We start from the raw sequence: 21,977 nt of genomic DNA, 5'->3' as shown, positions 1-21,977 counted from the left end.
GGCCGACGCCACGGAGCATGTGTGCAAGGAGGCATTATGTCCAATCTGGCGGAATTCCTGGCGGAGACGGCACGTCGGCAGCCCGAGAGCCCGGCGTTGCGGCTGGGCACGGCGACCATCACCTACGCCGAACTGGACCGGCTGAGCGCACAGGCCGCCGCCCTGCTGTGTGCCGAGGGCCTGCGCGCCGGCGACCGTGTCGCGCTGATGCTGCCGAACGTGCCCGAGTTCGTCGTCCTGTACTACGGCATCCTGCGCGCCGGCGGGATCGTGGTGCCGATGAATCCGCTGCTCAAGGCCCGGGAGACCGACTACCATCTGCGAGACTCCGGTGCCGTGCTGCTCGTCGAGTGGCACGCGGCGCCGGGCGAGGGCGCCGAGGGAGCGGCCGCCGCCGGGGTGCGGTACAAGGCGGTCGAGCCGACGGCCTTCGCCGACCAGCTCGCGCGGCAGGAGCCGCGGTACGAGGTCGCCGCCGCGGCCGGCGACGACATCGCTGTGCTGCTCTACACCTCCGGCACCACCGGCCGCCCCAAGGGCGCCGCGCTCACTCACGGCGGGCTGCGCCACAACATCGAGGTCAGCGCCGTACACGTGCAGCAGCTCACCGCCGAGGACGTCATCGTCGGCTGCCTGCCGCTGTTCCACATCTTCGGGCAGACTTGCACGATGAACACCGCCGTGTTCAGCGGCGCCTCGCTCACCCTCGTTCCCCGCTTCGATCCGCAGACGGTGCTCGACGCCATCGCCCGCGACCGGGCCACCGTCTTCGAGGGCGTGCCCACCATGTACGCGGCGCTGCTTCATCACCCGGGTGTCGCAGAGGCCGACGTGTCCACCCTGCGCATGTGCATCTCGGGCGGCGCGTCCCTGCCGGTGGAGGTCCTGCACGGCATCGAACGGCGCTTCGGCTGCATGGTGCTGGAGGGCTTCGGCATGTCCGAGACCAGCCCGGTCGTCTCGTTCAACCACCCCGACCGCCCGCGCAAGGCCGGATCCATCGGCACTCCCGTCCGTGACGTCGAGGTGCGACTGCTCGACGACACCGGTCTGGACGTGGCGCCGGGCGAGGTCGGCGAACTGGCGGTGCGCGGACCGAATCTGATGAAGGGCTACTGGAACCGCCCGGAGGAGACCGCCGCCGCCATCCCCGACGGCTGGCTGCGCACCGGCGACCTGGCCCGGCAGGACGAGGACGGCTACCTCTACATCGTCGACCGCAAGAAGGACCTCATCATCCGCGGTGGCTACAACGTCTACCCGCGTGAGATCGAGGAAGTTTTGCACGAGCACCCTGCCGTCGCCCTCGCCGCCGTCGTCGGCCTGCCTGACGAGCGCCTCGGCGAGGAGGTGGCGGCAGCGGTCGTTTTGCGCCCGGGAACCGAGGCGACGGTCGAGGAACTCCAGGAGTTCGTCCGCGAGCGGGTGGCCGCCTACAAGTACCCGCGCCGCGTGTGGCTGGCGGATGCCCTGCCGATGGGCCCGAGCGGCAAGATCCTGAAGCGCGAGATCACGGCGCCGGTGTGCTGAGCTGAGAAGCCGTCGCGTCTGCCGCCGCCTCGCTCAGCGGGCGGATCCAGGCCGTCGTACTGGTCAATGCGATCCGCTCCTTCTCGGATACCGCGGCGCTCAGGCCGCGTGGGCCTGCTGCCCGGAGGGACTGACGGCAGCCACGCCAAGCTGGCTCTTCCAGGATTTTCGTGAAGTCGGTCCGTGCTTCCGTGCGTTGGTGACGCTCCGTCAATCACCGGTGGATGCTCGACACGTGCACGGAGTGTTGAAGATGCTCTTGCCGCACCTCAACGGGGTGTTGGTGGAACACGTGGAGTTGAGGGCGATGTGCTGAGTGTCGCGACGAAAGGCCGCGATGATCTCCCAGTCCCTTGCCCTGGGTGTCGGACGGTTAAGGAGGTTCGCCATATCCCGCGTACGACTCGCCCCGGCCTTGGGCATCGGTGGCGACGAAGTCCGCGACGACGGCGGGCGAGAGGACACCGCCCAACGGCTGGCCGAACAGGTCGGATAGGGTGAACACCAGCGTGGCCGCCGCCGCGACCGCCCAGACCGCCGCCGAGGCACCCGCCCAGGTGAGGTAGCGGCGCTGCGCCGCAGTGAGCTTTCGACCGCCCGACAGCAGAACGGCGACGAGTAGCAGGGCCCCAGGGCGGCCACGGCGAAGGCGTCGGCGAGAGCACTGGCCACCGGCAGGCCGCAGGCGGTCACCGCCCCCGCATCCTCGATCCCCGGGACGAGCACGGTCGTGCCACTGCCCGCCCATACGGCCCCGACGGCCACGGCGATCGCGGCGGCCACTCGCCGAGGAGGAGCAGGGGCAGCCGTGGGAGGCGAACGGCCCTGGTCGCTTCGGCCTTGGGCATCGCTTCGACCTCAGTCGTCATTTCGGCCCCCGCCGCCTTTTGGGCCTCAGCCGACATGGCGGGTCTTCCCCCGCCTGCGGGCGAAGACTCCGGTGACGATCCCGGTGAAGGGCCACCGCACCCGCCACGGTGAGGAGGGGCGCCGGGGAATCGGCTGGTTCGGCACCGGTCTTCTCCTTCTGGGGCACCAGCGACTGAGTGGAAGCGGTGGCATTTCCCGCGCGGTGCGGCCGGAGAACCGGAAGCGTCCTGTGCCGCCTGGTCCGGCGCCTTCGCCTTCACCTTGAAGGTGTACGAGCCCGAGACGGGATGCCCGTCCTCGGCCGCGACCCGGTAGCCGACCGTGTAAAGGCCCGCCGGGGAGGCGGTGTCGAGCGGGAGGGTGACGGAGCAGCTGTGCGGTGGCACCCAGCAGTCGGGTCGTCAGCGGCAGGGCCAGCAGGACACCCGGCGGCGGTCCGGCGATCGCGTCGTGCTCGATCAGCCAGGACAGCCCGCCGGGACCGTCACCGGGAGCCGTCGTCCTGCCTAGGGACAAGAACGCGCCGCTCGTCCGCAGACTGAGGGGCCCGTGATGGCGTTCACCGCACTGGCAGGGCGTCGTACCGCGACGGCTGCGCGGAGGAGGACGCTTCCGGTGTGCACACGTACGCCAGCTCTGATGAACTGTGGGACACGCTCGGAGAGTCCGTCGAGTACAAGCGCATCATGTGCCTGCTCGGCCGATGGTCCCGTGCCCGCGTGGAACACCTGTTCTGTGCGGGCACGGGATGCTGTCGTCAGGACGGAGGCAGGGCCAGCCGTGGCCATCCGGCGTCTTGCCGATCGTGCGGCAATCCCGATCGACGCACCGGAGGGATCGACCGCCCGCCCGCGGGTCAATCCGCTCGTGTCGCGGCGGGGAGGAGGGCCACGACCTCCCAGCCGTGGTCCTTGCGCGGGCCTGTGTGCAGTGTGCCGTCGAGGGCGGTGACGCGTTCGGTGAGCCCGACGAAGCCGAAGCCTCCGCCGCGGGCGGCGTACGGCAGCGGGGCGCCCCCGCGGCCGTTGTCGCGCACCGTCACGCGCAGGGTGTCGTCGGCGTGCGCGAGGGCGACGGTGACTTCGGTTGCATCGGCGGCGTGGCGGCGTACGTTCGTGAGGGCCTCCTGGACGACGCGGTAGGCGGCAGCCTGCACTTCGTGGGGCAGGTCTCGGGGCACTGAGGCGTCGCCGTGCAGTTCGGCCTTCAGGCCGGTCGGACCGCCGAACCCGTCGACCAGTTCCGCAAGGGTTGTCGGGTCGCCCGGGCGGTTCTCGCCCGGCTCGAGGCGGGCTGTCTCCTGTGGGCCACTGCGCAGGAGACCGACGGTCACGCGCATGGAGTCGAGCGCTTGGGTCGCTGCGTGCTCGATTCTCGCCAGGACCGGGTCCAGGCGGTCGAGTTCGGTGGCGGACATCATGCGGGCCATCTGCGTCTGGACCAGGATGCCGGTGACATGGTGGGCGACGAAGTCGTGCAGGTCGGCCGCCATGGCAAGGCGTTCGGAGCGGCGGGTCTCGGCGACCGCGACGCCTCGTCTGCGGTCCAGGGAGCGCAGGTAGCCGCCGAGGCCGGCGGAAACGCCGGTCAGCAGCGCCAACGGCAGTGCGAACAGCAGCGCGTCTTCCTTGGCGATGACGTCGTAGAAGCGCAGCGGCACCACAACGGTCGCCACGCCTGTGAGGACGGCACACAGCAACGCCCACCTCGGTGAGCAGACACGGACGGCGATCAACAACAGGCAGAGCAGGACCGCCACTTCACCGGGCCCGAGTGTCCGCACGCGCTCGGTCGTCGCGGCCACGGCGGTCAAGGCCAGGGAAACGCCTGCTGGTACGGCGGTGCGCAGTTGGGGCGTGACCCATGCGGGCTGCCGGGCGGAGGGCCAGAGGACAGCCGCGAGGCCGAGCGCAAGGAGCAGGCACACCGGCCAGGAGGTCTTGCCGTTGGCGACGGCGATGAGCACGTCCGCTGCGGCCAGCAGGACCAGCGTAGTGATGCCCATCGCACGCAGGCAGCCCTGTCTTCGGGTTCGCGGCGTGGTGAGGTCGTCCGTCGCAGGCAGGAGGTTCACATCGGTCACTGTAGAGAGGAGCTGTCAGCTACGCCTCGGCCGGTCGGCCGGCGCAGACGTCAGGCGCGGGAACCGCTGCCCCGGCGGTTCCCGCGCCTGGTCATGACACGGGCAGGAGCTGTCAGTTGATCCGGACGATCTTCCAGAGCTGGTCGTCGAGATTGGCGCTGCCTCACTGGACGACTGCTGCTCCGTTGGCGGTGGAGGACTGGGCGACGCCGGCGACGAGGGTGCTGTGGACGTTGCGGAGCTTGTAGTAGGGCGCCAGGTTCTCGGTGGCGACGTCGAGGTCCTGGCTGGGACGGTTCACGAGGCGGTGCGCTCGTACGGCATATCCGCCAGTGAGGATCAGGGGATACGGGGAGCCGAGTGCGATCACATCCGCCAAGAGCCCCGCGTGCAGCTCCGGCATGTCGGTCACGCGGCTGCCCGGGCGCGGGAGGCGAGCTGGGGGAAGGGGTCTTCCCATGCAGCGCGCGGTGCGACCGCGAGGGTGCGCAGCACCGGCCACAGCTGGAGGAGCAGGTCTTGGTTGAGGTAGCGGGGCAGGTCGTCGTGCAGGCCCTCGTGAAGGAGGGTGCGGTACAGGCCCATACGCTGGCGCGGCTTGCCCAGGTCGTATGAGGTCATCCCGGTGCAATAGTTCGGGCTGCTGTCGTGCATGGGTTGGGCGGACGTGAATAGGTCAGGTGCTTAGAAGGCGCCTGGTCGGCCCGTCAGCTCTGGAGCGCAATTTGCCCTGATTTGGCAGCTGTTGCGCAGCGAACTCTGCTGGCAGCGGTAGTTCGCCGACGGCAGACGTATTGGGTCGGCAATGGACTGGATTAGTTCGGCTGCTTCAAGTGAACCTAGGTGTAGGCGGGTTAGCCGCAGGTGCGTGAATGCGGCATAGCGCGACGGCAAATCACACACGGGCCCCTGTCTTTGTAGCACGGGATGCCCGGTTACCGAAACCGGGGATCGTGTGGACGATTGTCCTTGTCGAGCGGGTCTCGCGCGACGAATCCCCTATTTCCCTGAGGAGTTCACTGCTGTGCTGACCGATGCATTGGATGAGGAATGGATACCTTCCGAGGGGCAAGTTCGTTTGCTGCTGGATTGGATACGCCGGCAGGCGGGCGGGAGCCGCTCGGTGTACCCCTTCCTGGTCACCTTGGCCGAGGGAGCACTTCGTCCGAGTGAGGCCCGCTCCCTGCGTGTTCGCGATGTTGTCCTTCATCCGGGTGGTTCTGGCGAGCTGACGGCTCGCCATCGAGGACAGGCTCGAGTGGTTCCGCTGCGACCGCAGTTCGCCACGTTCCTGCGTGAGTGGATCGACGAGGCCGGTCTCCAGGAGGACGATCTGCTGTTCCCCGGCCCGCGCGGTGGGCGACTCTCGGCAGCCGCGTACAAGCGGTTGTGGGAGCAGGCGCAAGAGGCCGTGTTGCCGCACGACGAGCTGCTGAGCTGGCGGTTGGGGGAGCCTGTCGACGTCCTCCGGGACTCCTCCCTCGTGCGGTGGCTGAGGCTGGGCGTCGCAGTCGCCACGGTGGCCGAGCTCGCCGGCGTGGCCCCCGCCTGGCTGGCGCTCCGCTACCCGTACTGCTTCCGCCTCGAAGCCACCTAGATCGATTGGGAGCGCCTCGCCCAGGCGACTTGCCCGCCGGAGCCGACTGCCCGGTGAACCGGACCGGCGCTCCGGTAGATGACCGGCCGTCATCCGCGATCCATTTCCCGCACGCTCTCCGGTTCGCCGCCGACAGCGTTCCTGCCTGACGCCTGTGAGCAGGAGCCCTGCCGCCCCGTGACGTGCCGCGCCCCGTCCCCGACAGGGCTTGTCGGCCTGCACTACAGACGGGCCTCGCGGCCGCCTCCTTGCCACACCCCGTCACCCTCCCTGCCAAGGACTCACCCATGCCTGCACGCTTGTTGTCCATCCCCGCCGTCGCCGCCGCCTTGGACGTCGACCGCCGCACCGTCTACCGCTTCATCGCCGCGGGCGACCTCCCAGTCGTCGATCTGCGTACCGGACCGGGCCGTTCTCGCGTCCGTGTTCCTGCCGCCGGCCTCGACGCGTTCATCTCCAGCCGCGCGGTCATCGCACCGAGACCGCGCCGCTGACACCAGCCCGCCGAAGGGCCTTCCGTACCGACATGAGGAGTTGGGCTGTACCTACGCAAGTTGAAGACCGGAAACTGGCAGGCGACGGTACGCAACCGGCTCGGTGACCGGTTCAGCGAATCGTTCCCCCTCAAGACGCAGGCACGCGCCTGGGGACTCGAGATGGAAACCCAGTTCGCACGCGGGGGCCTGCGCGACCCGCGGGTCGGCGAAACGTCCTTCCGCGAGTGGCACGACCGGTGGTGGAACGCCCGCGTCGTCGAGCCCCACACCCTTCAGGGCGACGCGTCGAGCATCAAGAACCACGTCATGCCCTACTGGGCCGACTGGGAGATGCGGGCCATCACTCGCATGGATGTGCAGAGTTGGATCCGGTCCCTGATCGAGAAGGGGGTGGGGGCCGCGGCCATCAAGCGGTCCTACAACCTGACGTCCTCTATCATGCGCGCGGCCGTCGACGACGACGTGATCGCGGTGAGTTCCTGCCGCAGCATCGACCTGCCCCAGATCGCCGTCAAACCGCCGCAGTGGTTCACGCTCGACCAGGCGCAGAGCATCCTGGACGAACTCCCCACCGTGTGGCGGACGATGTGCCTGCTCGGCTTCTACACAGGGCTGCGGTGGGGCGAGCTCTCCGGCCTTCACCGCCACCGCATCGACCAGCGCCGCTCCCGCCTGTTCGTCGTGGAGGTCAACACCAAGAGCGGCATCAAGGAGTACCCGAAGAGCTCCAAGAGCCGCCGGGAGGTGCCGCTCCCGCCCCACGTCCTGGAGGCGGTCGAACGCCACATCCACCGGCTCGACCGGGACGCGGTGGTGTTCACCACCCTCACCAAGGGCCGGGCCGGCCGCCTCCTTAACGACGGCAACTGGCGACGGCAGACCTGGTGGCCGACCGTCGACGGCGCCTACTACTTCGACGATGACGGCGAGCAGCAGCTCGTCCCGCACTACCCGCCGCACTCCATGCGCCACACCTGCGCCTCGTGGCTGGTCCAGAAGGGCGTCTCGCTGTACGAGGTCCAGCACCTCCTCGGCCACGAGAGCTTCCAGACCACCCAGCGCTACGCCCACCTTCAGCCCGACGCGCACAAGGCCGTGCTCGGCGCCTGGGAGCGTATGGAAGCACCGCTCACCATCGCTGCATAAACGTTCCTTCGCCCTGTCCTGGATGGACAGGGCGAAGGCGTTTCTGTAAGGGGCGACCGCAGATCAGGGGAGCTCGTCGGCCGGCTCGTCCTCGACGAGCGTCCACCGGCCGTCGGCGTCGAAGGGCCACGGGTAGGCGTAGGTGTCGACCTTCGACAGCTCCCGCAGAACCTCCCGCCGGGCCGGGGGATCCGGCGGAGTCTGCAACTGGTGCTGCAACGGGTCGAGCTGTGCCGCATACGTTTCGGCCCACTCCAGCCACGCCGCCTCCTCGGCCGGAACCGGTGTCCCGTCGGCGCGGACGCGGGCGGCCTGGCAGAACGCGCGGATTCCCGCGGCCTGTTGCCATGCCCCGACCTGCTCGATCAGGGTCTTCGAGCGGTGCTGCTCGATCTGCTGCTTACGAGCCTGCGCGAGGGCCGCGTACCAGCGGCGCCGCCGTTCGGCCTCGAGGCGCTCCTGTTCCTGCTCCCGTCGTTCTGCTTCCGCGGCGAGCCGTTCGAGATCTTGTAGCAGAAGTCCCAGGCGGGACTCCAGCGTCCAGCGTGCTCCGTCGCTGTAGGAGTACGAGTGCTGGTACCAGCTCTTGGCGGGGGCGCCGATAGCGAGGCGACCGTTGAACTCCTCGTCGTACTTGGGTAGTCGGGTCCAAGGGTTGCGTTCTTGCTGGCGGAGTTCCTGTGGGGTCGGCTCGTGCGGGACTTTCGTCGTCCGCTCTGTGAGGACGAGGGGAAAGGCGTGGCCCCGGATGGTGATCGCCAGCGTGTGCACAGCCTCACCGTCCTGCAGGTTGGTCTGGGTCTCGACTGCGTGACCGCGACTCTCGGCCTCTGTCAGGAGCGCGTGCACGATCCGTAGGGCGCGGTCGGCGAGCGGACGCGACACGTGCAACGGGATGATCTCCGCCCGGCCTCGAGTGTCGACCGTGCCCTGCGAACGACCCAAGGCTTTCCGCGTCGCACGGACAAGAGAGTGAGGGCGATTCAGAACCTCCGGCACGTCAATGGTTGGCACCGGTGGAGGCTGGGCCGCCTTCTCGGCCTCCTCGTCGATCAGCGTGAAAACGCAGTCGCCGCGCTGGCGGCCGTTCCACCGCAGCTTGTGGCCGTCCGGTACGTGTCCGTTGTGGAGCGCGTTGTAATAGGCGGCCCGCCACCGCCCGCGAGTCTTTGGCGCGGGATCAGGGACAGTGATTTTTCTCCCTGAGGCCGACTTCAGACGGGAGACCAGTTCGGCACCGCCGGCGGGGGCGAGCGCGGCTTGAGCGCCATCGCCGTCCAATCGCTCCTTCTCCGCCCGTACCTGCTGGGGATGCCTGCCGTGCTTGAGGAAGTAGCGGCCGTCCGCCGTCACCACTGCGACTTGTCCGCTGCCACGCCACGTCCGCTTGACCAGCCCGCGCTGCTCCAGCGCCCAAGCCGTCTGTGAACGAGCCGGCGGGATCCGCATCACCTCGGAAGCCGCCGCGATCTCGCGGAGCAAGTCGGCCTGAGGCGCGGACACGGCGTACTTCATGGTGTTGGCTCCACTGGACGGTGCGGCAGGTGGCCACGGTAGAGCGAGTGGGCCGCGGCCCGAAGGTCCTGGGTCGCTCGTACGAGTGCCTCACGCCGATCCAGGCCACCGCCAACGGCAGCCGGTGTAAGGGGCATCAGATTCGGTGGCGTGCTCAGCCAAGGTCCGGATCATCGGCTTCTCCAGATCGCCTAGCTGACCGGGAGCGAGCCCTTAACAGCGACCCAGATCGAGCGTGTCGTTGCGGAGATGGCGGTGGTGCTCGGGGAGATCCGGTACCCCCCGGGGGTTCGCGCGTCAGCCTTGCCGGCGTCCGGACGCAACTCAGGAAACGCGTCTTCCCAAGTCGTACGGACACCGCGGCCGACCATTTTCCGGAGCTGGGGCCAGCGAGCGGCCAGGAGGCTGCCGTCCAAGAACTGGACGTAATCGTCGCGCAGGCCCGTGGTCAGGACGATGCGGTACATGCCGAGGAGCAGCTTGTCGTCGTCCAGATCGAAGGAGCGCAGTCCGGACCAGGCGAGATGCAAGGGGAGGTCCGCGGTGCCATGGGTGGGGCCGGCCAAGTCGCACAGACTCGTCGGCAGTTGGTCGGTGGTGGGGTCCCAACGGGAAGGCACGTGCGCTTCGCGTGCTTCGGTGTGCTGGCCCCCTTGGCCGTACGGATCCATGGGGCAACGATAGTGAGTCTTGGCTCCAGGAGCGGCGGCCTCCGGGGCATGCACATCCCTCACTCCCGCGTCAAGCACCGGCGTACGTACGGCGCAGGTGTCCTATCGTCGGTGCCTGGTCGCTCACCTGTCCGTGGCGGTGCAGTACGGGGGCAGCGGGGCCCGGACAGCCGGTCATGACGAGAAAGCGATGGGTCCAGGGGTGAGGTTGCTGTTCGATCCCGGCGCGGACGCCGCCGGTGCGGGTGTCGGGGGTGACGACGGTGAGGGCTTTGAGGCCACCTGCGAGATTCTGGTCCGTCTCACCTCCGAGTACGACGAGCGACGGCGCGGGCCCGAGGCCGGCGGCCTGGACGAGTTCACGGTCGAGCAGGCGCTGGAGTACCGGCATCGGGGCACGGCGGACGGGCGGCTCGCGCTGTGGCGCGAGGAGCATGTGCGGGCGCTGCTCCTGGAGTGGCTGCCGCGGAACGTGACCGTCCTGCCGGAGGAGATCGAGGAGCACGACGCGCCCGGTGCTGTCGCCACGTGGGTGGAGTTCCTTGCCGCTTCGGGCCTGCTCGACGGCCGCTCGGACGGCCCCGGCCGGCTGCGGGAAGTGGCGGAGTCGCTGCGCCAGGCCCATGCGGAGGCCATGGATGATCCCCGCTTCATGGGGCCCGCCAAGTTCTGGATGCTGACCGCGGCCCGCAGCGGTGTCGACGTGCGTGACGAGCGGGCCATGGACCGGTTCATCGCCGATGTCCGGGCGGGGCGGGTCGAGTACGAGGCGGCGCTGGCCGAGGTGATGGGCAATCAGTTCCTCGGTGGGCTCCTGGGTGCGGGGCCCGGTGGCCGCAGCCTGCCGGAGGAGCGGACGCTGCCGCTGCCGGTCGTTGATCTCGGCGACGAGCAGGTCCTGCTCGAGGCGGCCGCCGGCGTAGACATCCTCGGGCAGCTGGCCGAGGTGGCCGGGTGGCTCGGCAAAGAGGGCCGGCCGCTCACCAAGACCGGCCGGCTCAAGACCGCCGACGCCCTTGAGTTCGCCCGCCATCTGGGTACCGACCGCGGCTTGGGCGAGGCCGCGGGCCCGCTGAAACACCTCGCCGGTGACGGGTTCGACGGCATCCGACGCGCCGACCAACTCCCCTACCTGCGGCTCCTGGTGGACTGGGCGCGCGAAGCCCGCCTGGTGCGGGCGTACCGCGGCCGTCTGGTCGCGGTCGCTGGCGCCCGTACCGTACGCGAGGACCCGCTCGCACTCGCCGCCCGCGCGCTCACCGCCCTTCCCGCCCTGCGCGATCCGCTGCTCATCGGTCCGGTGTGGGACGTCCCCTCCCGGCTCTATCCGCGCTTCGACCTGCTGCTCACCGACCTGTTGGCCGCGCTGTACGGCATGCCGGCTGGCACGCCCTGGCCGATGCTGTGGCATACGGTACGGGCGGGGCACCTGGACGACGACCGGTGGCCGGGCGAGGGAGAGGACACATACTCCCCGGCGGAACTTCGCGTGGTCCTCGACCTGCTCGTACGCACCGGGGTGATCGCCTTCGAACGCGGGCCGGTCGCCCCCTCGGTCCTCGATGGCCTGCGATCCCTGGCCGCAGAGGACGGGAGCACCGGGCCTGCCGCGCTGCTCGGCGCCGACGACCCCGACGGCGCCGCACACCTCCGCGAACTCCTGCGCTCGTGCGAGGGCGACGACGTCGAGCTCCTCCGGCTCACTCCGCTCGGCACATACGCGGTCCGCGAGCTGCTCACCTCGCTGGGCCGCTCCGCCCCGGCCCTCGGAGACCTGCGCACGGCCGACGCCACCACCCTCCTCGCCACCCTCTTCGACGAGTACGACGACCAGCACACCCGTACCGAACTGGCCGGCTGGATCGAGGCGGCCGGCGGCTGGGACACCGCCCGCCCGGCCCTCGCGGACGCGCTGAAGCGGGTGCGCCTGCACGCCCGCCGCAACGGCCTGCTGCGTATGCTGGTGGCCGAACTGCCCGACGGATACGGCCCGGACCTGCTCCGCCACCTGCGTACCGACCCCGAACTCGCTCCCAGCGCCCTGTTCGTCGGCCAGGAACAGGCGGCCGAGGCGACGCTGCTCGCGGACAAGGCGACCGAGCACGGCCCGGACGGCATGGAAGACATAGACGACCGCGAGTACGCCCTGGCCGCCACCGAGAGCCTGCTGCTCATGCGCGAACTCGACGGCGAGACTGGGCTGTTGGATGCCGTCGGCCACACCAGAGCCGACGCCGAAACCCTCACCACGATGCTCCGCGTCGCCCAGACCTCAGGCCACCCGGATATCTCCGGCCTCGAACGCCTGGCGGCCATCGACGTGGCAGCCCTGCGCGCCCGCTCCTCCCACCTGGGCCGACTGTGCGCGGATGCCGCACGCAAGCGGAAGAGCGGCAGCGCCAGGAAGAAGGGGAAACGGAGGAAGCGCCGCTGATACGAACTGGTGCCGCCGCTGCTCTCTCGAGCGGCCTGGCCGATGGGATGTGCTGGACAGGCGCGTTCGGCGACGCTATGCACGGGTGGGGAACTCAGTTCTCGTACGCGTCCGGGTCGAAGCTGTCGTACGGATCTTCCTGTACGGATCCTGCTTCGCCGTACTCCTTCTCGTACGGGTTCTCGGCCGCGGCCCGGCGTCCCATGGCATCGGACCAGTCGCGGGCCCAGGTGCGCAGGTCGGCGATGGTCTGTTCGTCGAGTCCGTACGCGGCGAACTCGGTGTCGTCGATCCAGTCGGCGCCGACCAGGCGCGCCTGGAGTTCGGCGGCGCCGAAGAGGGTGTCGGGGCGGGCGTGGCGGCGGCCGAATTCTTCCAGGTCGGCGGTGGTCCAGCGTTGGGAGGCGGCGTAGACGTCGATGAGGTCGCGGGCGGCGCCGCGTTCGGCGATGGCGCGGACCTTGGTGCCGATGACGTCCTGCTCGGACAGGACGGGACCGTAGGAGGTCGGGACGGTGGGGTGCCAGAAGACCTCCTTGAGGATGTCGACCTCGCACTCCTGACCGCTGTCGGGATCGGTGACCAGGAAACGGGCGGAGAGCGGGGAGACCTCGATGGTCTGGGCCCGCCATCCGAGCCGGACCAGACCGCCGACCAGGTCGTGGGCGATGTCGGCCATGGGGGCGGGGTTCTGGGTGGCGACGTCCAGGTCCTGGCTGGGGCGGTCGACGAGCTGGTGAGCCTGGACGGCGTAGCCACCGGTCAGCACTAGTGGGTAGGGCGAACCGAGGGCGAGGACGTCTTCGAGGAGCCGGGCGTGCAATTCCGGCATCGGTGGTTTCTTCACGCGGCGGTGGTCCGGCCGGCTTCACGCAGCTCGGGGAAGGCGCCCTCCCAGGCGTCGCGGACGGCGGTGCCGATCAGGGTGCGCAGAGTCGGCCATAGTTCGATGAGCAGGTCGGCGTCGAGGAAGCGGCACAGGTCCTCGCGCATGCCCTCGGACAGCACCGTGCGGTACAGGCTCATCCGCAGCCGCGGCCGGTCCAGGTCGAAGGATCGCAGCCCGGACCAGGCCACCGTCAGCGGCAGCTCGACCACACCGTGCACCGGCCCGCGCAGTTCGTCCAGGGAGCCGGGCAGCCGCCGGACGAACTTGATCCGGTACGGGTTGGTGACGCCCGGGGCGAGTGCGGCGGCTTCGGAGAGCGACATGGGGTCGATTATCCCTGATGGAGGTCCGCTGGCGGGAACGCTCGGACGTTCCGGTCCAGCTTGCTCGGGAATCTGGTGCAGCGGGCACAGGCTTCCGTGGCCCTCTGCGCCAACGCGCGGTACGACTGGCAGTGCACCTCCATCATGGCTCCGGAGTGAGGCGGGGGAGGGCCGGAGTGGCGATCGGTCCGCCCGCCGTGACGCTCGTGGCCCCTGTGAGCCCGTCGGCGAGGCGGAAAAACCATGGTTGACCTGCTGTTTTCCCTGCTCCCGTCCAGGCCGACACCTTCCCGATGACGTCGCATGTGGAATGCGTGGCGATTTTGGAGCCGATCACGAAGGATGCCTGACCTGCGGTTTGCGGGGCGTTGTGGTCGCTCGACCTGTTTCTCTCCGTTCAGCGGGTCGAGCGGGCGGGACGTCCTGTGAGGGCTGCCTGACCAGCGACTCCGTGGGGGAAGCGTCCGCCTCGGCGACACGCCCACGACTTGGTTGGAAGCCTCTTGAGGCTCGGATGACGCCCGTCTCGGGGCTCTGGCCGGCCGCATGGCTGGGGAATTCCTGCCGCCCTGGTCGGTCACGATCTGGCCCAAGTGGGTGCCGGGGCCCAAGCGCACTTGGCCGAGGACGTTCTCGGCCAAGCCTGTGGGGTCGTCGTCCTCGCGTTGTATATCTGGCGAGGCGTCACGCTGCTCCACCTCCCACGGCCCGGTTCTCCTTGCACGTGCTCTCCACGAGGACCTCCTCCAGGAATACGCGTGATGCCCCATGCGATGGGGAGGCTGCCCAGTGCCGTGGCGCCAGAGTTACTCCTCATGCCCGGCGGGTCGTGTGCCGTGAGGAACTTGCCGCAGTGTCACGGTCGGCGCCCGCCCGTCGGGTGCCGGTCCTCGCGTTGCTCGCGCAGGGCCTCGTCGGCGGCCTGGAGGCGGGCCAGGGCGGCCGGTTCGCCGTCGACCACCGGCACCGTGGTGATCAGGTCCAGGCATTTCGAGACGGGAGCGCTCTACGGCCGCGAAGCCTGGCCGGGGACTCAATGGGGCACGGTGCTTTCCCGGACCACGAGGGTGGGCCGGAGCAGGACCTGTTCGGCCTTGGCGCCCGGGTCCCTGAGCCGGTCGAGGAGGAGGCGCATGGTGTGTCGTGCGACCAGTTCCAGGGGCTGGGCGAGGCTGGTCAATCCCGGGTCGACGAAGTGTGCGCCGACGCTGTCGTCGAATCCCACGACGCCGACGTCACGGCCGGCGGCCAGTCCCCGCTCGCGGCACGCTCGGAGCGCACCGATCGCGATCGTGTCGCTGACGCACACGAAGCCTGTCGGTGGTGTCTTCCTGTCGAGCAGTCGGCCGGCGAGTTCCCGGCCCGTGCTGATCTCGTCGGGTCCGCCGACCGCAAGACCACGGGTCGAGAAGCCGTGTGAGCGCATGGCGCGACGCCAGCCCGACTCCCGGTCGTCCCCGTACCCGCTGGGCCCGTCCCAGCCCAGGTAGGCAATGCGCCGGTGACCGCGTCCGGCGAGATGGTCCACGGCCTGCTCCGTACCGGCGGCGCCGTCGACGTCGACCCACCACGTGTCCGACATGGGATGACCCCAGGGGCGACCGAAGGAGACAAAGGGAATGCCGCGTTCACGCAGGAAGGTGATACGAGGGTCGTGGTCCTGGGTGGCAGTGATCACGAAGCAGTCGACGGTGTTCGTGCTGAAGATCTCCTGGATGACCTGGATCTCTTCCTCGTCGGTGGCGGCGGGGTGGCAGTAGACCGCGTGGTCGGCTCGGTGTGCCGCTACCGAGAGTTCGTAGAGAAAGCTCGCCCATACCCCGCCCGACTGACCTTGGGTGGTCGGCAACAGCCGAAAGCCGACGGCCTGCGGTGACTGCGTGCGCAGTGAACGCGCAGCCTGGTTGGGTCGGTAACCCAACTCGTCGACCGCTTTGAGGACCCGACGCAACGTTGTGGGGCTGAGACGGTCCGGAGAGTTCAAGGCGTAGTGAACGGTCTGCTTGGAAACTCCCACCCGCGCCGCCACCATGGCCATGGTCGGCCTTGACGACCCGGACGTTCCCTCAGCGACCGGTCTCCGACCGCGCCTCGAACCCGATGGTTGATCGGTAAAACCCATCCGCACATTCTGGTGGGCATGAAGCGCGACAGTCAAGGATGTTCGCCCGCCCGTCCGTTCGTCGCGCAGATCAGGCCGCAGGGACTGTTGGGGGCTGTCGTCGATCGTCCCCCGGGTGTGTCATGCGTATGCCTCGCGCCACAGAGAACGTCCGTGACCTGGTGGAATACCAGCGAAACGGTCCGGGGGCGAGCCAGGCCCCTCCGTTGGCGTCCCAGTGCGGGGGGCGCTGCGACGCTCGCCGTCTCGTGCGTGCAGACCTCTTGACTTGCTGCGGCAAACGCCCCTACGGTCCCCGTTTTATCGGTAACACAGCAGTTATATCGATGACATCCGAGGGCCCGCGAACCTGCGCCCACAAGCTCGACCAGGCGCCGTGACGCGGCGAAACGATCAAGGGTTGCTCTACGGCGACGTACCGTCAGCGGAAGGGACGACTGTGTTCAGACGCACGAATGTGATCAAGGAGGCGGCTGCCACCTCGGCCATGGACCGCCGCAACCTCCTCAAGGCGGGCATGTTCGCCGGTCTCGGTCTGGCCGCCGCGCCGGCGCTCGCGGCATGCGGCGGCGGCTCCACGGGGAGTGGACCCGCACTGAAGTGGGCGGGTTGGGACGGGCCGCCCCAGTCGGAGGTGTTCCGTCGGTTCTCCGAGAAGATGACCGAGGAACTGGGCGTAAAGGTCACCTACCAACAGGTCGTGGGTGACTACCTCACCAAGCTGCTGCCGCAACTGTCGGCCGGCGCTGCTCCGGACGCCTTCTACGTCGGTGACGTCTACATGGCCAAGCTGATCGAGACCAAGCAGGTGCTAGACCTCAACGACTACCTGGACAGTGGCAACGCCGCGGTCAAGCTCGATGACTTCCACGAGGGGCTGTACCGGTGGTGCAGGCCTGCGGACGGCAGCCCCGGGCTGTACGGGCTGCCGGTGGACTGCAATCCGATGGTGTTCTGGTTCAACAAGGACCTCCTGGCCGAGGCGGGCGTCAGCACCGACCCGGTTGCCCAGTTCGAGGCGGGCACCTGGACCCAGGACGCGCTGACCGACATGCTCGACAAGATCCGCGCCACCAAGAAGAGGGGTCTGGTGCTCAATGGCAGCAACTGGCTCGACTGGTTCGGCTGGATGTCCACCTTCGGCGGGACGCTCTTCGACGAGTCCGGTAAGGCGGTGTTCGACACCGACCCCAAGTCCCAGGATGCGCTGGCGTGGCTGTTCGAGCAGTTGAAGTCGGGAAACATTATCTACAACGGCGCCCTCCCGCAGGGACAGGGCGCTGACGTGCTGTTCTACGCCGGCCAGCTGGCCTGCCTCACCTACCAGCGCGTCATCCTGCCGAACATGAAGAAGGTCAAGTTCGGCTTCGATATCGCCCCCTTGCCCTCCCTGTCCGGTAAGGACGTCATGCCGGTACCGGTCAACACGGCGGCGCTGTCGGTCAACGCCAAGACCAAGAACCAGGCCAAGGCACTGGAGTTCCTCGGCAACTTCCTGAACGCCGAGGGGCAGAGGTTCCGCCTGGCCGGCGGCGGCAACGCGGTGCCGTCGATCAAGGGCCTGGACGACATCGTCACCGAGGGCAACGTGCCCGCGCACGGCAGCCTGTTCAACGACATCGCGGCCAAGGGCTACGCCGTCCCCAGCGCGATCGCCAGCAACGCGAAGGTCGCCCGAGAGCTCCCGGTGCTGGCGGACAAGATGCTCAAGGCGGGCAACGAGACGCCGCGTTCGTTCAGCGGCAAGGTGGTCAAGCTGATCAACGGGGGCGCCTGATGGCCGTCAGCAGCGCCGGATCCCGGGCCGGGGCGCGACTGAGGTCCGGGGACCAGGACGTCGCCCCGAACGCGAGTCCGGACCGGCGGAGCCGGCGTCGGCGAGGCCGGGACACGGCCGCGGGATACCTGTTCCTGGCGCCCCAGTTGCTGGGGCTGGTGGTGTTCATGGTCGGCCCGCTGCTGTTCGCCCTGGTGCTGGCGTTCTACCACTGGGACGGCTTCGGCACCCGGTCCTTCGCCGGCCTGTCCAACTTCACGGAGGTCCTGTCCTCCCCGCGCATCCAGCGCGCGGCGGTCAACACCCTCTGGTTCACGGTGTTGCAGGTGCCGGGACTGATGCTCACGGGATTGTTCTTCGCCCTGCTGATGCAGCGTGCCGGCAAGCTGACCCCGGTGTACCGGCTGGCGTTCTTCGCCCCGGTGATCACCTCTTCGGTTGCAGTCGCGGCGATCTGGCTGTGGCTCTTCAACCCCGACATCAGCCCGGTCAACAACGCGCTGCGCGAGTTCGGGCTGCCCGCGCCGAACTGGCTGCAGGATGCCCGGTTCGTCATCCCGGCCTTCGCGATCGTCGGGATCTGGCAGGGCCTGGGCTACCAGCTGATCATGTTCATGTCGGGTCTGCAGAGCATCGACCGCTCGTACCTGGAGGCCGCCTTGCTGGACGGCTGTTCGGAGTGGCAGAAGCTGCGGCACGTCACCATCCCGCTGCTGTCCCCGACCATCCTGTTCCTCTCCATCACCTCGATCATCGGCTCCTTCCAGGTGTTCGACTACATCTACATCTTCTTCGACGACAGGGCTCCGGACTCCGCCCGCACCATTGTCTACGAGGTGGTCCGGATCGCCTTCGGTGAGTTCGACTTCGGCAAGGCGTCGGCTCTCGCCTTCCTCCTGTTCCTGGCCCTGCTCCTAGTCACCGGCTGCCAGCTCGCAGCCCAGAAGAGATGGGTCCACTACACAGAATGAGTACTTTCTCCAACCCCATCAGCCGCGCGGGCACGACCGCCAAGGGCGCTTCCGGCTCCGGCCTGCCCGCCCGTCGCAAACTGCTGCTGCACGCGGTCCTCCTCGTCTGCGCCATCGCCATGGCGCTGCCGTTCGCCTGGATGCTGTTCTCCTCGTTCAAACCCTTGAGCGAGATCTTCGTGCAGCCGCCCAAGCTCTTGCCCCAGGACTGGAACGATCAGGGCTACCGCACCGCTCTGGGCGGCGCCGACTTCGTCCGCGGGTTCTGGAACAGCACCTACATCGCCCTGACGGTCACCGCGGTCTCCCTGCTCACCTCGGCGATGGCCGCCTACGCGTTCGCGCGGATCGACTTCTGGGGTCGCCGCCCGCTGTTCATGGTCTTCCTCGCGACCATGATGGTCCCCGGCCAGCTCACGATCATCCCGCTGTACATCATCATGGGCTGGCTCGGCTGGGTGGACACCCATACCGCGATCATCGTGCCGCCCGCACTGTTCAACGCCTTCGGCGTCTTCCTGCTGCGCCAGTACATCAAGGGCATCCCCGTGGAGTTGGAGGAAGCCGCCCAACTCGACGGCGCCGGCCGGGTCCGCAGGTTCGTGACGATCATCCTGCCGCTGCTGCGCACGCCTCTCACGGCGTTGGGGATCTTCACCTTCCTCGGGCAGTGGAACAACTTCTTCTTCCCGCTGATCTTCCTCAACAGCTCCGAGAACTTCACGCTGCCGCTGCTGGTCAACCAGTTCAAGGGCCAGTACGTCTCTGACTGGCCCGCGCTGATGGCCGCCACGACATTGCTGGCGGCGCCGATGCTGATCGTGTTCGCGTTCGCGCAACGCCAGATCGTCGAAGGCATCGCCCTGTCCGGCTCCAAGTCCTGAGCCACGCACATTCACAAGGCCGGTGGCCAACTCCGGGCCACACCCATGTCTTCCGGCGCTCGCCGCCCATGTACCCCACGACAACACCCATCCGAGAAGGGCACGCATGACCCCCCACGGAGACCTGTTCGACCAGGACAACCCCACCCACGATCCGGCACCAGCGCGGTCCCGGCACGCTCCTCCCGGTCACGACGACCACACCCCCACAGAAGAGTCCCGGCCCGACACCGAGTGGACGCTCAGCACGACCGAAACCGGCGACGACTACGCGCCGACCTTCCTCGGCAACGGCTATTTCGGCGGCCGGATCCCCGCAGCGGGGACGGGATACGCGACGACGCCGATCGAAACCCAAGCGCACCTGGCCGGTTTCTTCGCCCAGGACGGCCCAATCGAGAAGTACGCGAACATCCCGACCTGGTCCACGCTCGCGTTCTCCGACGAGTCGGGTACCTACGGCCGGCTGCCACAGGCGGCACATGCAGGTGACGAGGACGACCCGGAGCAGGGAGCGGTGAGCAACTACCTCCAGGCACTGGACCTGCGGGCCGGGTTGCTGACCACACGAGCGACGTGGACCTCACCGGCGGGCCGCCGCACCGATCTCACGTACCAGGTACTGGTCCACCGGGCCCGGCATCGGGTGGCCGCGGTCCAGCTCACCTTCACCCCGCACTGGAGTGGCAGCGCGTGCGTGTCCGGGGTCTTCGACGGGACCAGCGCAAGGCTGACCGAACGGTCGAGCAAGGGCTACGGCCGTGCGGCGGCCGAGTCGTACGAGACGGTGACGACGCTCGGCACGGGTATCACCGCGGCGCTCGCGTCGCGGCTGGAACTGCCCACCGGGGTGGCGGCACACGTCGCCGAGTTCGAGACCGACGAGATCCAGTCGGTCGGTGTGCAGGCGACCTTCGAAGTGAAGGCCGGCAGCACGTACACGGTCACCAAGTACGTCGGCGTGGCCAGTTCCCAGGACTCCGAAGATCCGTTGCCGGCTGCTCGCGCTGCTGCGGCGGCCGCGGCGGACACCGGGTACGGGGACCTGCTGGCCGAGCACGATGCGGCGTGGGCCGACCTGTGGCGGGCCGACATCGAGGTCCTGGGGGATCCGGTGCTGCAGCTACAGGTGCGCGCGAGCATGTTCTACCTGCTGGAGAGCACCCGCGCCGGGGTGAACTGGAGCCTGTCCCCGTGCGGTCTGTCCGGCGACGGCTACAACGGGCACGTCTTCTGGGACACCGAGACCTGGATGTATCCAGCGCTGCTGGCCCAGCATCCGGACATCGCGGTGGGTATGAACACCTATCGGCAGGAGCGTCTGGCCGCTGCCCAGGAGTACGCGACCCGGACCGGGTTCGCGGGTGCGAGGTTCCCCTGGGAGAGTGCGCTGCACGGAGACGAACAGACCCCACCCGGCTGGGAAATGGGGGACCTCGAGCACCACATCACCGCTGACGTCGCACTCGCCCACTGGCAGTACTACCTCGCCACCGGCGACCGCGGCTGGCTCGCCGAGAAGGCATGGCCGGTGCTGAAGGGTGCCGCCGAGTTCTGGGTGAGCTCCGCCGTTCCCCGTGACGATGGCGGCTACGACATCATGCAGGTGATGGGTCCGGACGAATACCACTTCCCGGTCGACAACAGCGTGTACACCAACGTCGCAGCCGCTGAGACCCTGCGGGTCGCCACCCGGGCGGCGAAGGTGGTGGGCGTGGCCTCGGACCCGGAGTGGGACCGGGTCGCCGACGGCCTGCGGGTCCCGTTCGACGAGGATCTGGGCATCCATCCGCAGTTCGACGGCTATGACGGCGAGACCATCAAGCAGGCCGACGTGGTGATGTTGCAGTACCCCTGGGAGCACCCCATGCCCGCCGAGGTCGCGCGGAACGATCTCGACTACTACGTGCCGCGCACCGACCCCGACGGACCGTCCATGACCGACTCCATCCACTCCATCGCCCACGCCGCACTGGGTACGCCCGGGTCCGCGGCCTACGACTTCATGCGGCGCAGCGTGGACCCGTTCATACGCGGACCGTTCAACCAGTTCGCCGAGCAGCGTCGCGGAGGCGCGTTCACGTTCACCACCGGACAGGGCGGTTTCCTGCAGGTGATCCTCTACGGCTTCAGCGGGATGCGCTGGCGTGAGGACCGACTCAGGCTCGACCCGACCTTGCCAACCCAGTTGGACGGCATCACCCTGCGCCGGATGCTGTGGCAGGGACGCGAGTTCGACGTCGCGATCGGCCCGGAGCACACCACGATCACGCTGACCGGAGGTCTCCCGACGCAGGTCGAGGTCGCGGGCGCGACACACCCACTGCGTCAGGACGCACCGCTGATCCTGCCGACCCGCCGGCCTGATCTGCTGCCCACCAGTGACCTCGCCGGCGCGTCGAGGTGAGCGTGACGGCAAGCTCGCGGTCCTTCTCCGCGTCAACCGGTGCCGCGACAGGCAATCCGGCCACTGCCTGACTATCCATTTCGCGGTTGCTGCTCGCCGCAAGCCGGTCATCACCGAAGTCGTAATGGCGGCGCATCAGGCTGAGGGCGACGACACCCGGATGCGCCGTCCCGACAGCTTCCCAGGAGATCGAACTCATGAGTTCACAAGCACACCGGAACCCGGCAACTGCGTGCCAGGGGGCAGGAGCGCAGTCTTTCT

General features: G+C 68.6%; 16 protein-coding genes and 3 pseudogenes. 9 read left to right on the top strand and 10 right to left on the bottom strand.

What is annotated here, in order from left to right; genetic code table 11:
• Nucleotides 1-36: 36 nt before the first annotated feature.
• A complete protein-coding gene (locus ACZ4UU_RS38385; RefSeq protein ID WP_471908051.1) occupies nucleotides 37-1,530 on the top strand; it encodes a long-chain-fatty-acid--CoA ligase in 1,494 nt (497 codons plus the stop codon).
• Nucleotides 1,531-2,669: 1,139 nt separating this feature from the next.
• Here the strand turns inward: ACZ4UU_RS38385 and ACZ4UU_RS38380 are convergent.
• From ACZ4UU_RS38380 to ACZ4UU_RS38365, 4 genes and pseudogenes are all read right to left on the bottom strand, one after another.
• Nucleotides 2,670-2,786 (bottom strand): annotated as a pseudogene (locus ACZ4UU_RS38380) (copper resistance protein CopC); the annotation flags it as partial.
• Nucleotides 2,787-3,256: 470 nt separating this feature from the next.
• Nucleotides 3,257-4,483 carry a sensor histidine kinase gene (locus tag ACZ4UU_RS38375; RefSeq protein WP_471908050.1) on the bottom strand — a complete coding sequence of 409 codons (1,227 nt, stop codon included), beginning with the start codon at nucleotides 4,481-4,483 and terminating at the stop codon, nucleotides 3,257-3,259.
• 205 nt (nucleotides 4,484-4,688) lie between these two features.
• Nucleotides 4,689-4,886: pseudogene (locus ACZ4UU_RS38370) on the bottom strand (hypothetical protein); the annotation flags it as partial.
• Between the two features lie 5 nt (nucleotides 4,887-4,891).
• Nucleotides 4,892-5,104: a hypothetical protein gene (locus ACZ4UU_RS38365; protein ID WP_471908049.1), complete on the bottom strand. Its 213-nt coding sequence runs from the start codon at nucleotides 5,102-5,104 to the stop codon at nucleotides 4,892-4,894.
• Nucleotides 5,105-5,438: 334 nt separating this feature from the next.
• On the opposite strand from ACZ4UU_RS38365, the gene ACZ4UU_RS38360 reads away from it, so the two are divergent.
• The 3 genes from ACZ4UU_RS38360 (at nucleotide 5,439) to ACZ4UU_RS38350 (ending at nucleotide 7,723) form a co-directional block, all read left to right on the top strand.
• Nucleotides 5,439-6,080: a tyrosine-type recombinase/integrase gene (locus ACZ4UU_RS38360; protein ID WP_471908048.1), complete on the top strand. Its 642-nt coding sequence runs from the start codon at nucleotides 5,439-5,441 to the stop codon at nucleotides 6,078-6,080.
• Nucleotides 6,081-6,367: 287 nt separating this feature from the next.
• Nucleotides 6,368-6,574 (top strand): helix-turn-helix domain-containing protein, encoded by a 207-nt coding sequence (locus tag ACZ4UU_RS38355; RefSeq protein WP_471908047.1) that lies wholly within the window; start codon nucleotides 6,368-6,370, stop codon nucleotides 6,572-6,574.
• 60 nt (nucleotides 6,575-6,634) lie between these two features.
• Nucleotides 6,635-7,723: a tyrosine-type recombinase/integrase gene (locus ACZ4UU_RS38350; protein WP_471908046.1), complete on the top strand. Its 1,089-nt coding sequence runs from the start codon at nucleotides 6,635-6,637 to the stop codon at nucleotides 7,721-7,723.
• Between the two features lie 63 nt (nucleotides 7,724-7,786).
• On the opposite strand, the gene ACZ4UU_RS38345 is transcribed toward ACZ4UU_RS38350, so the two are convergent.
• Nucleotides 7,787-9,205, bottom strand: coding sequence for a hypothetical protein (locus tag ACZ4UU_RS38345; protein ID WP_471908045.1), 1,419 nt, complete (start codon nucleotides 9,203-9,205; stop codon nucleotides 7,787-7,789).
• Nucleotides 9,206-9,429: 224 nt separating this feature from the next.
• A complete protein-coding gene (locus tag ACZ4UU_RS38340) occupies nucleotides 9,430-9,909 on the bottom strand; it encodes a hypothetical protein (protein ID WP_471908044.1) in 480 nt (159 codons plus the stop codon).
• A gap of 208 nt (nucleotides 9,910-10,117) precedes the next feature.
• Here ACZ4UU_RS38340 and ACZ4UU_RS38335 point away from each other — a divergent pair, with 208 nt between their 5' ends.
• Nucleotides 10,118-12,343 carry a hypothetical protein gene (locus ACZ4UU_RS38335; RefSeq protein ID WP_471908043.1) on the top strand — a complete coding sequence of 742 codons (2,226 nt, stop codon included), beginning with the start codon at nucleotides 10,118-10,120 and terminating at the stop codon, nucleotides 12,341-12,343.
• Nucleotides 12,344-12,437: 94 nt separating this feature from the next.
• On the opposite strand, the gene ACZ4UU_RS38330 is transcribed toward ACZ4UU_RS38335, so the two are convergent.
• The 4 genes and pseudogenes from ACZ4UU_RS38330 to ACZ4UU_RS38315 all read right to left on the bottom strand — a co-directional run.
• Entirely contained in the window at nucleotides 12,438-13,175 is a 738-nt protein-coding gene (locus ACZ4UU_RS38330) for a nucleotidyl transferase AbiEii/AbiGii toxin family protein (RefSeq protein WP_471908042.1), read from the bottom strand.
• 11 nt (nucleotides 13,176-13,186) lie between these two features.
• Nucleotides 13,187-13,555 (bottom strand): hypothetical protein, encoded by a 369-nt coding sequence (locus tag ACZ4UU_RS38325; RefSeq protein ID WP_471908041.1) that lies wholly within the window; start codon nucleotides 13,553-13,555, stop codon nucleotides 13,187-13,189.
• A gap of 1,033 nt (nucleotides 13,556-14,588) precedes the next feature.
• Nucleotides 14,589-15,404: a substrate-binding domain-containing protein gene (locus ACZ4UU_RS38320; protein ID WP_471908068.1), complete on the bottom strand. Its 816-nt coding sequence runs from the start codon at nucleotides 15,402-15,404 to the stop codon at nucleotides 14,589-14,591.
• A gap of 66 nt (nucleotides 15,405-15,470) precedes the next feature.
• Nucleotides 15,471-15,587: pseudogene (locus tag ACZ4UU_RS38315) on the bottom strand (LacI family DNA-binding transcriptional regulator); the annotation flags it as partial.
• A 529-nt stretch (nucleotides 15,588-16,116) separates the two neighbouring features.
• Here ACZ4UU_RS38315 and ACZ4UU_RS38310 point away from each other — a divergent pair.
• The 4 genes from ACZ4UU_RS38310 (at nucleotide 16,117) to ACZ4UU_RS38295 (ending at nucleotide 21,716) form a co-directional block, all read left to right on the top strand.
• The gene (locus tag ACZ4UU_RS38310) at nucleotides 16,117-17,454 is read left to right on the top strand and encodes an ABC transporter substrate-binding protein (RefSeq protein ID WP_471908040.1); all 1,338 of its coding nucleotides are present in this window, start codon (nucleotides 16,117-16,119) and stop codon (nucleotides 17,452-17,454) included.
• The gene (locus tag ACZ4UU_RS38305; RefSeq protein ID WP_471908039.1) at nucleotides 17,454-18,425 is read left to right on the top strand and encodes a carbohydrate ABC transporter permease; all 972 of its coding nucleotides are present in this window, start codon (nucleotides 17,454-17,456) and stop codon (nucleotides 18,423-18,425) included. Before ACZ4UU_RS38310 ends, ACZ4UU_RS38305 begins: the two co-directional genes overlap by 1 nt.
• Nucleotides 18,422-19,309 carry a carbohydrate ABC transporter permease gene (locus ACZ4UU_RS38300; RefSeq protein ID WP_471908038.1) on the top strand — a complete coding sequence of 296 codons (888 nt, stop codon included), beginning with the start codon at nucleotides 18,422-18,424 and terminating at the stop codon, nucleotides 19,307-19,309. The genes ACZ4UU_RS38305 and ACZ4UU_RS38300 overlap by 4 nt, the downstream gene beginning before the upstream one ends.
• A gap of 106 nt (nucleotides 19,310-19,415) precedes the next feature.
• Complete coding sequence (locus ACZ4UU_RS38295; protein WP_471908037.1) at nucleotides 19,416-21,716, top strand: glycosyl hydrolase family 65 domain-containing protein; 2,301 nt, start codon at nucleotides 19,416-19,418, stop codon at nucleotides 21,714-21,716.
• The last annotated feature ends 261 nt before the right edge of the window (nucleotides 21,717-21,977 follow it).

It is taken from the genome of Streptomyces sp. NPDC028907 (assembly GCF_055564995.1).
The sequence above is the reverse complement of the archived record's forward strand: the minus strand, read 5'-3'. Positions and strand labels throughout refer to the sequence as shown.

Excerpts from the sequence above, each read along its gene's own strand:
- ACZ4UU_RS38385 (WP_471908051.1), top strand. The coding sequence starts at position 37 with ATGTCCAATCTGGCGGAATTCCTGGCGGAGACGGCACGTCGGCAGCCC.
- ACZ4UU_RS38365 (WP_471908049.1), bottom strand. The coding sequence starts at position 5,104 with ATGACCTCATACGACCTGGGCAAGCCGCGCCAGCGTATGGGCCTGTAC.
- ACZ4UU_RS38355 (WP_471908047.1), top strand. The coding sequence starts at position 6,368 with ATGCCTGCACGCTTGTTGTCCATCCCCGCCGTCGCCGCCGCCTTGGAC.
- ACZ4UU_RS38340 (WP_471908044.1), bottom strand. The coding sequence starts at position 9,909 with ATGGATCCGTACGGCCAAGGGGGCCAGCACACCGAAGCACGCGAAGCG.
- ACZ4UU_RS38330 (WP_471908042.1), bottom strand. The coding sequence starts at position 13,175 with ATGCCGGAATTGCACGCCCGGCTCCTCGAAGACGTCCTCGCCCTCGGT.
- ACZ4UU_RS38325 (WP_471908041.1), bottom strand. The coding sequence starts at position 13,555 with ATGTCGCTCTCCGAAGCCGCCGCACTCGCCCCGGGCGTCACCAACCCG.
- ACZ4UU_RS38305 (WP_471908039.1), top strand. The coding sequence starts at position 17,454 with ATGGCCGTCAGCAGCGCCGGATCCCGGGCCGGGGCGCGACTGAGGTCC.
- ACZ4UU_RS38300 (WP_471908038.1), top strand. The coding sequence starts at position 18,422 with ATGAGTACTTTCTCCAACCCCATCAGCCGCGCGGGCACGACCGCCAAG.
- ACZ4UU_RS38295 (WP_471908037.1), top strand. The coding sequence starts at position 19,416 with ATGACCCCCCACGGAGACCTGTTCGACCAGGACAACCCCACCCACGAT.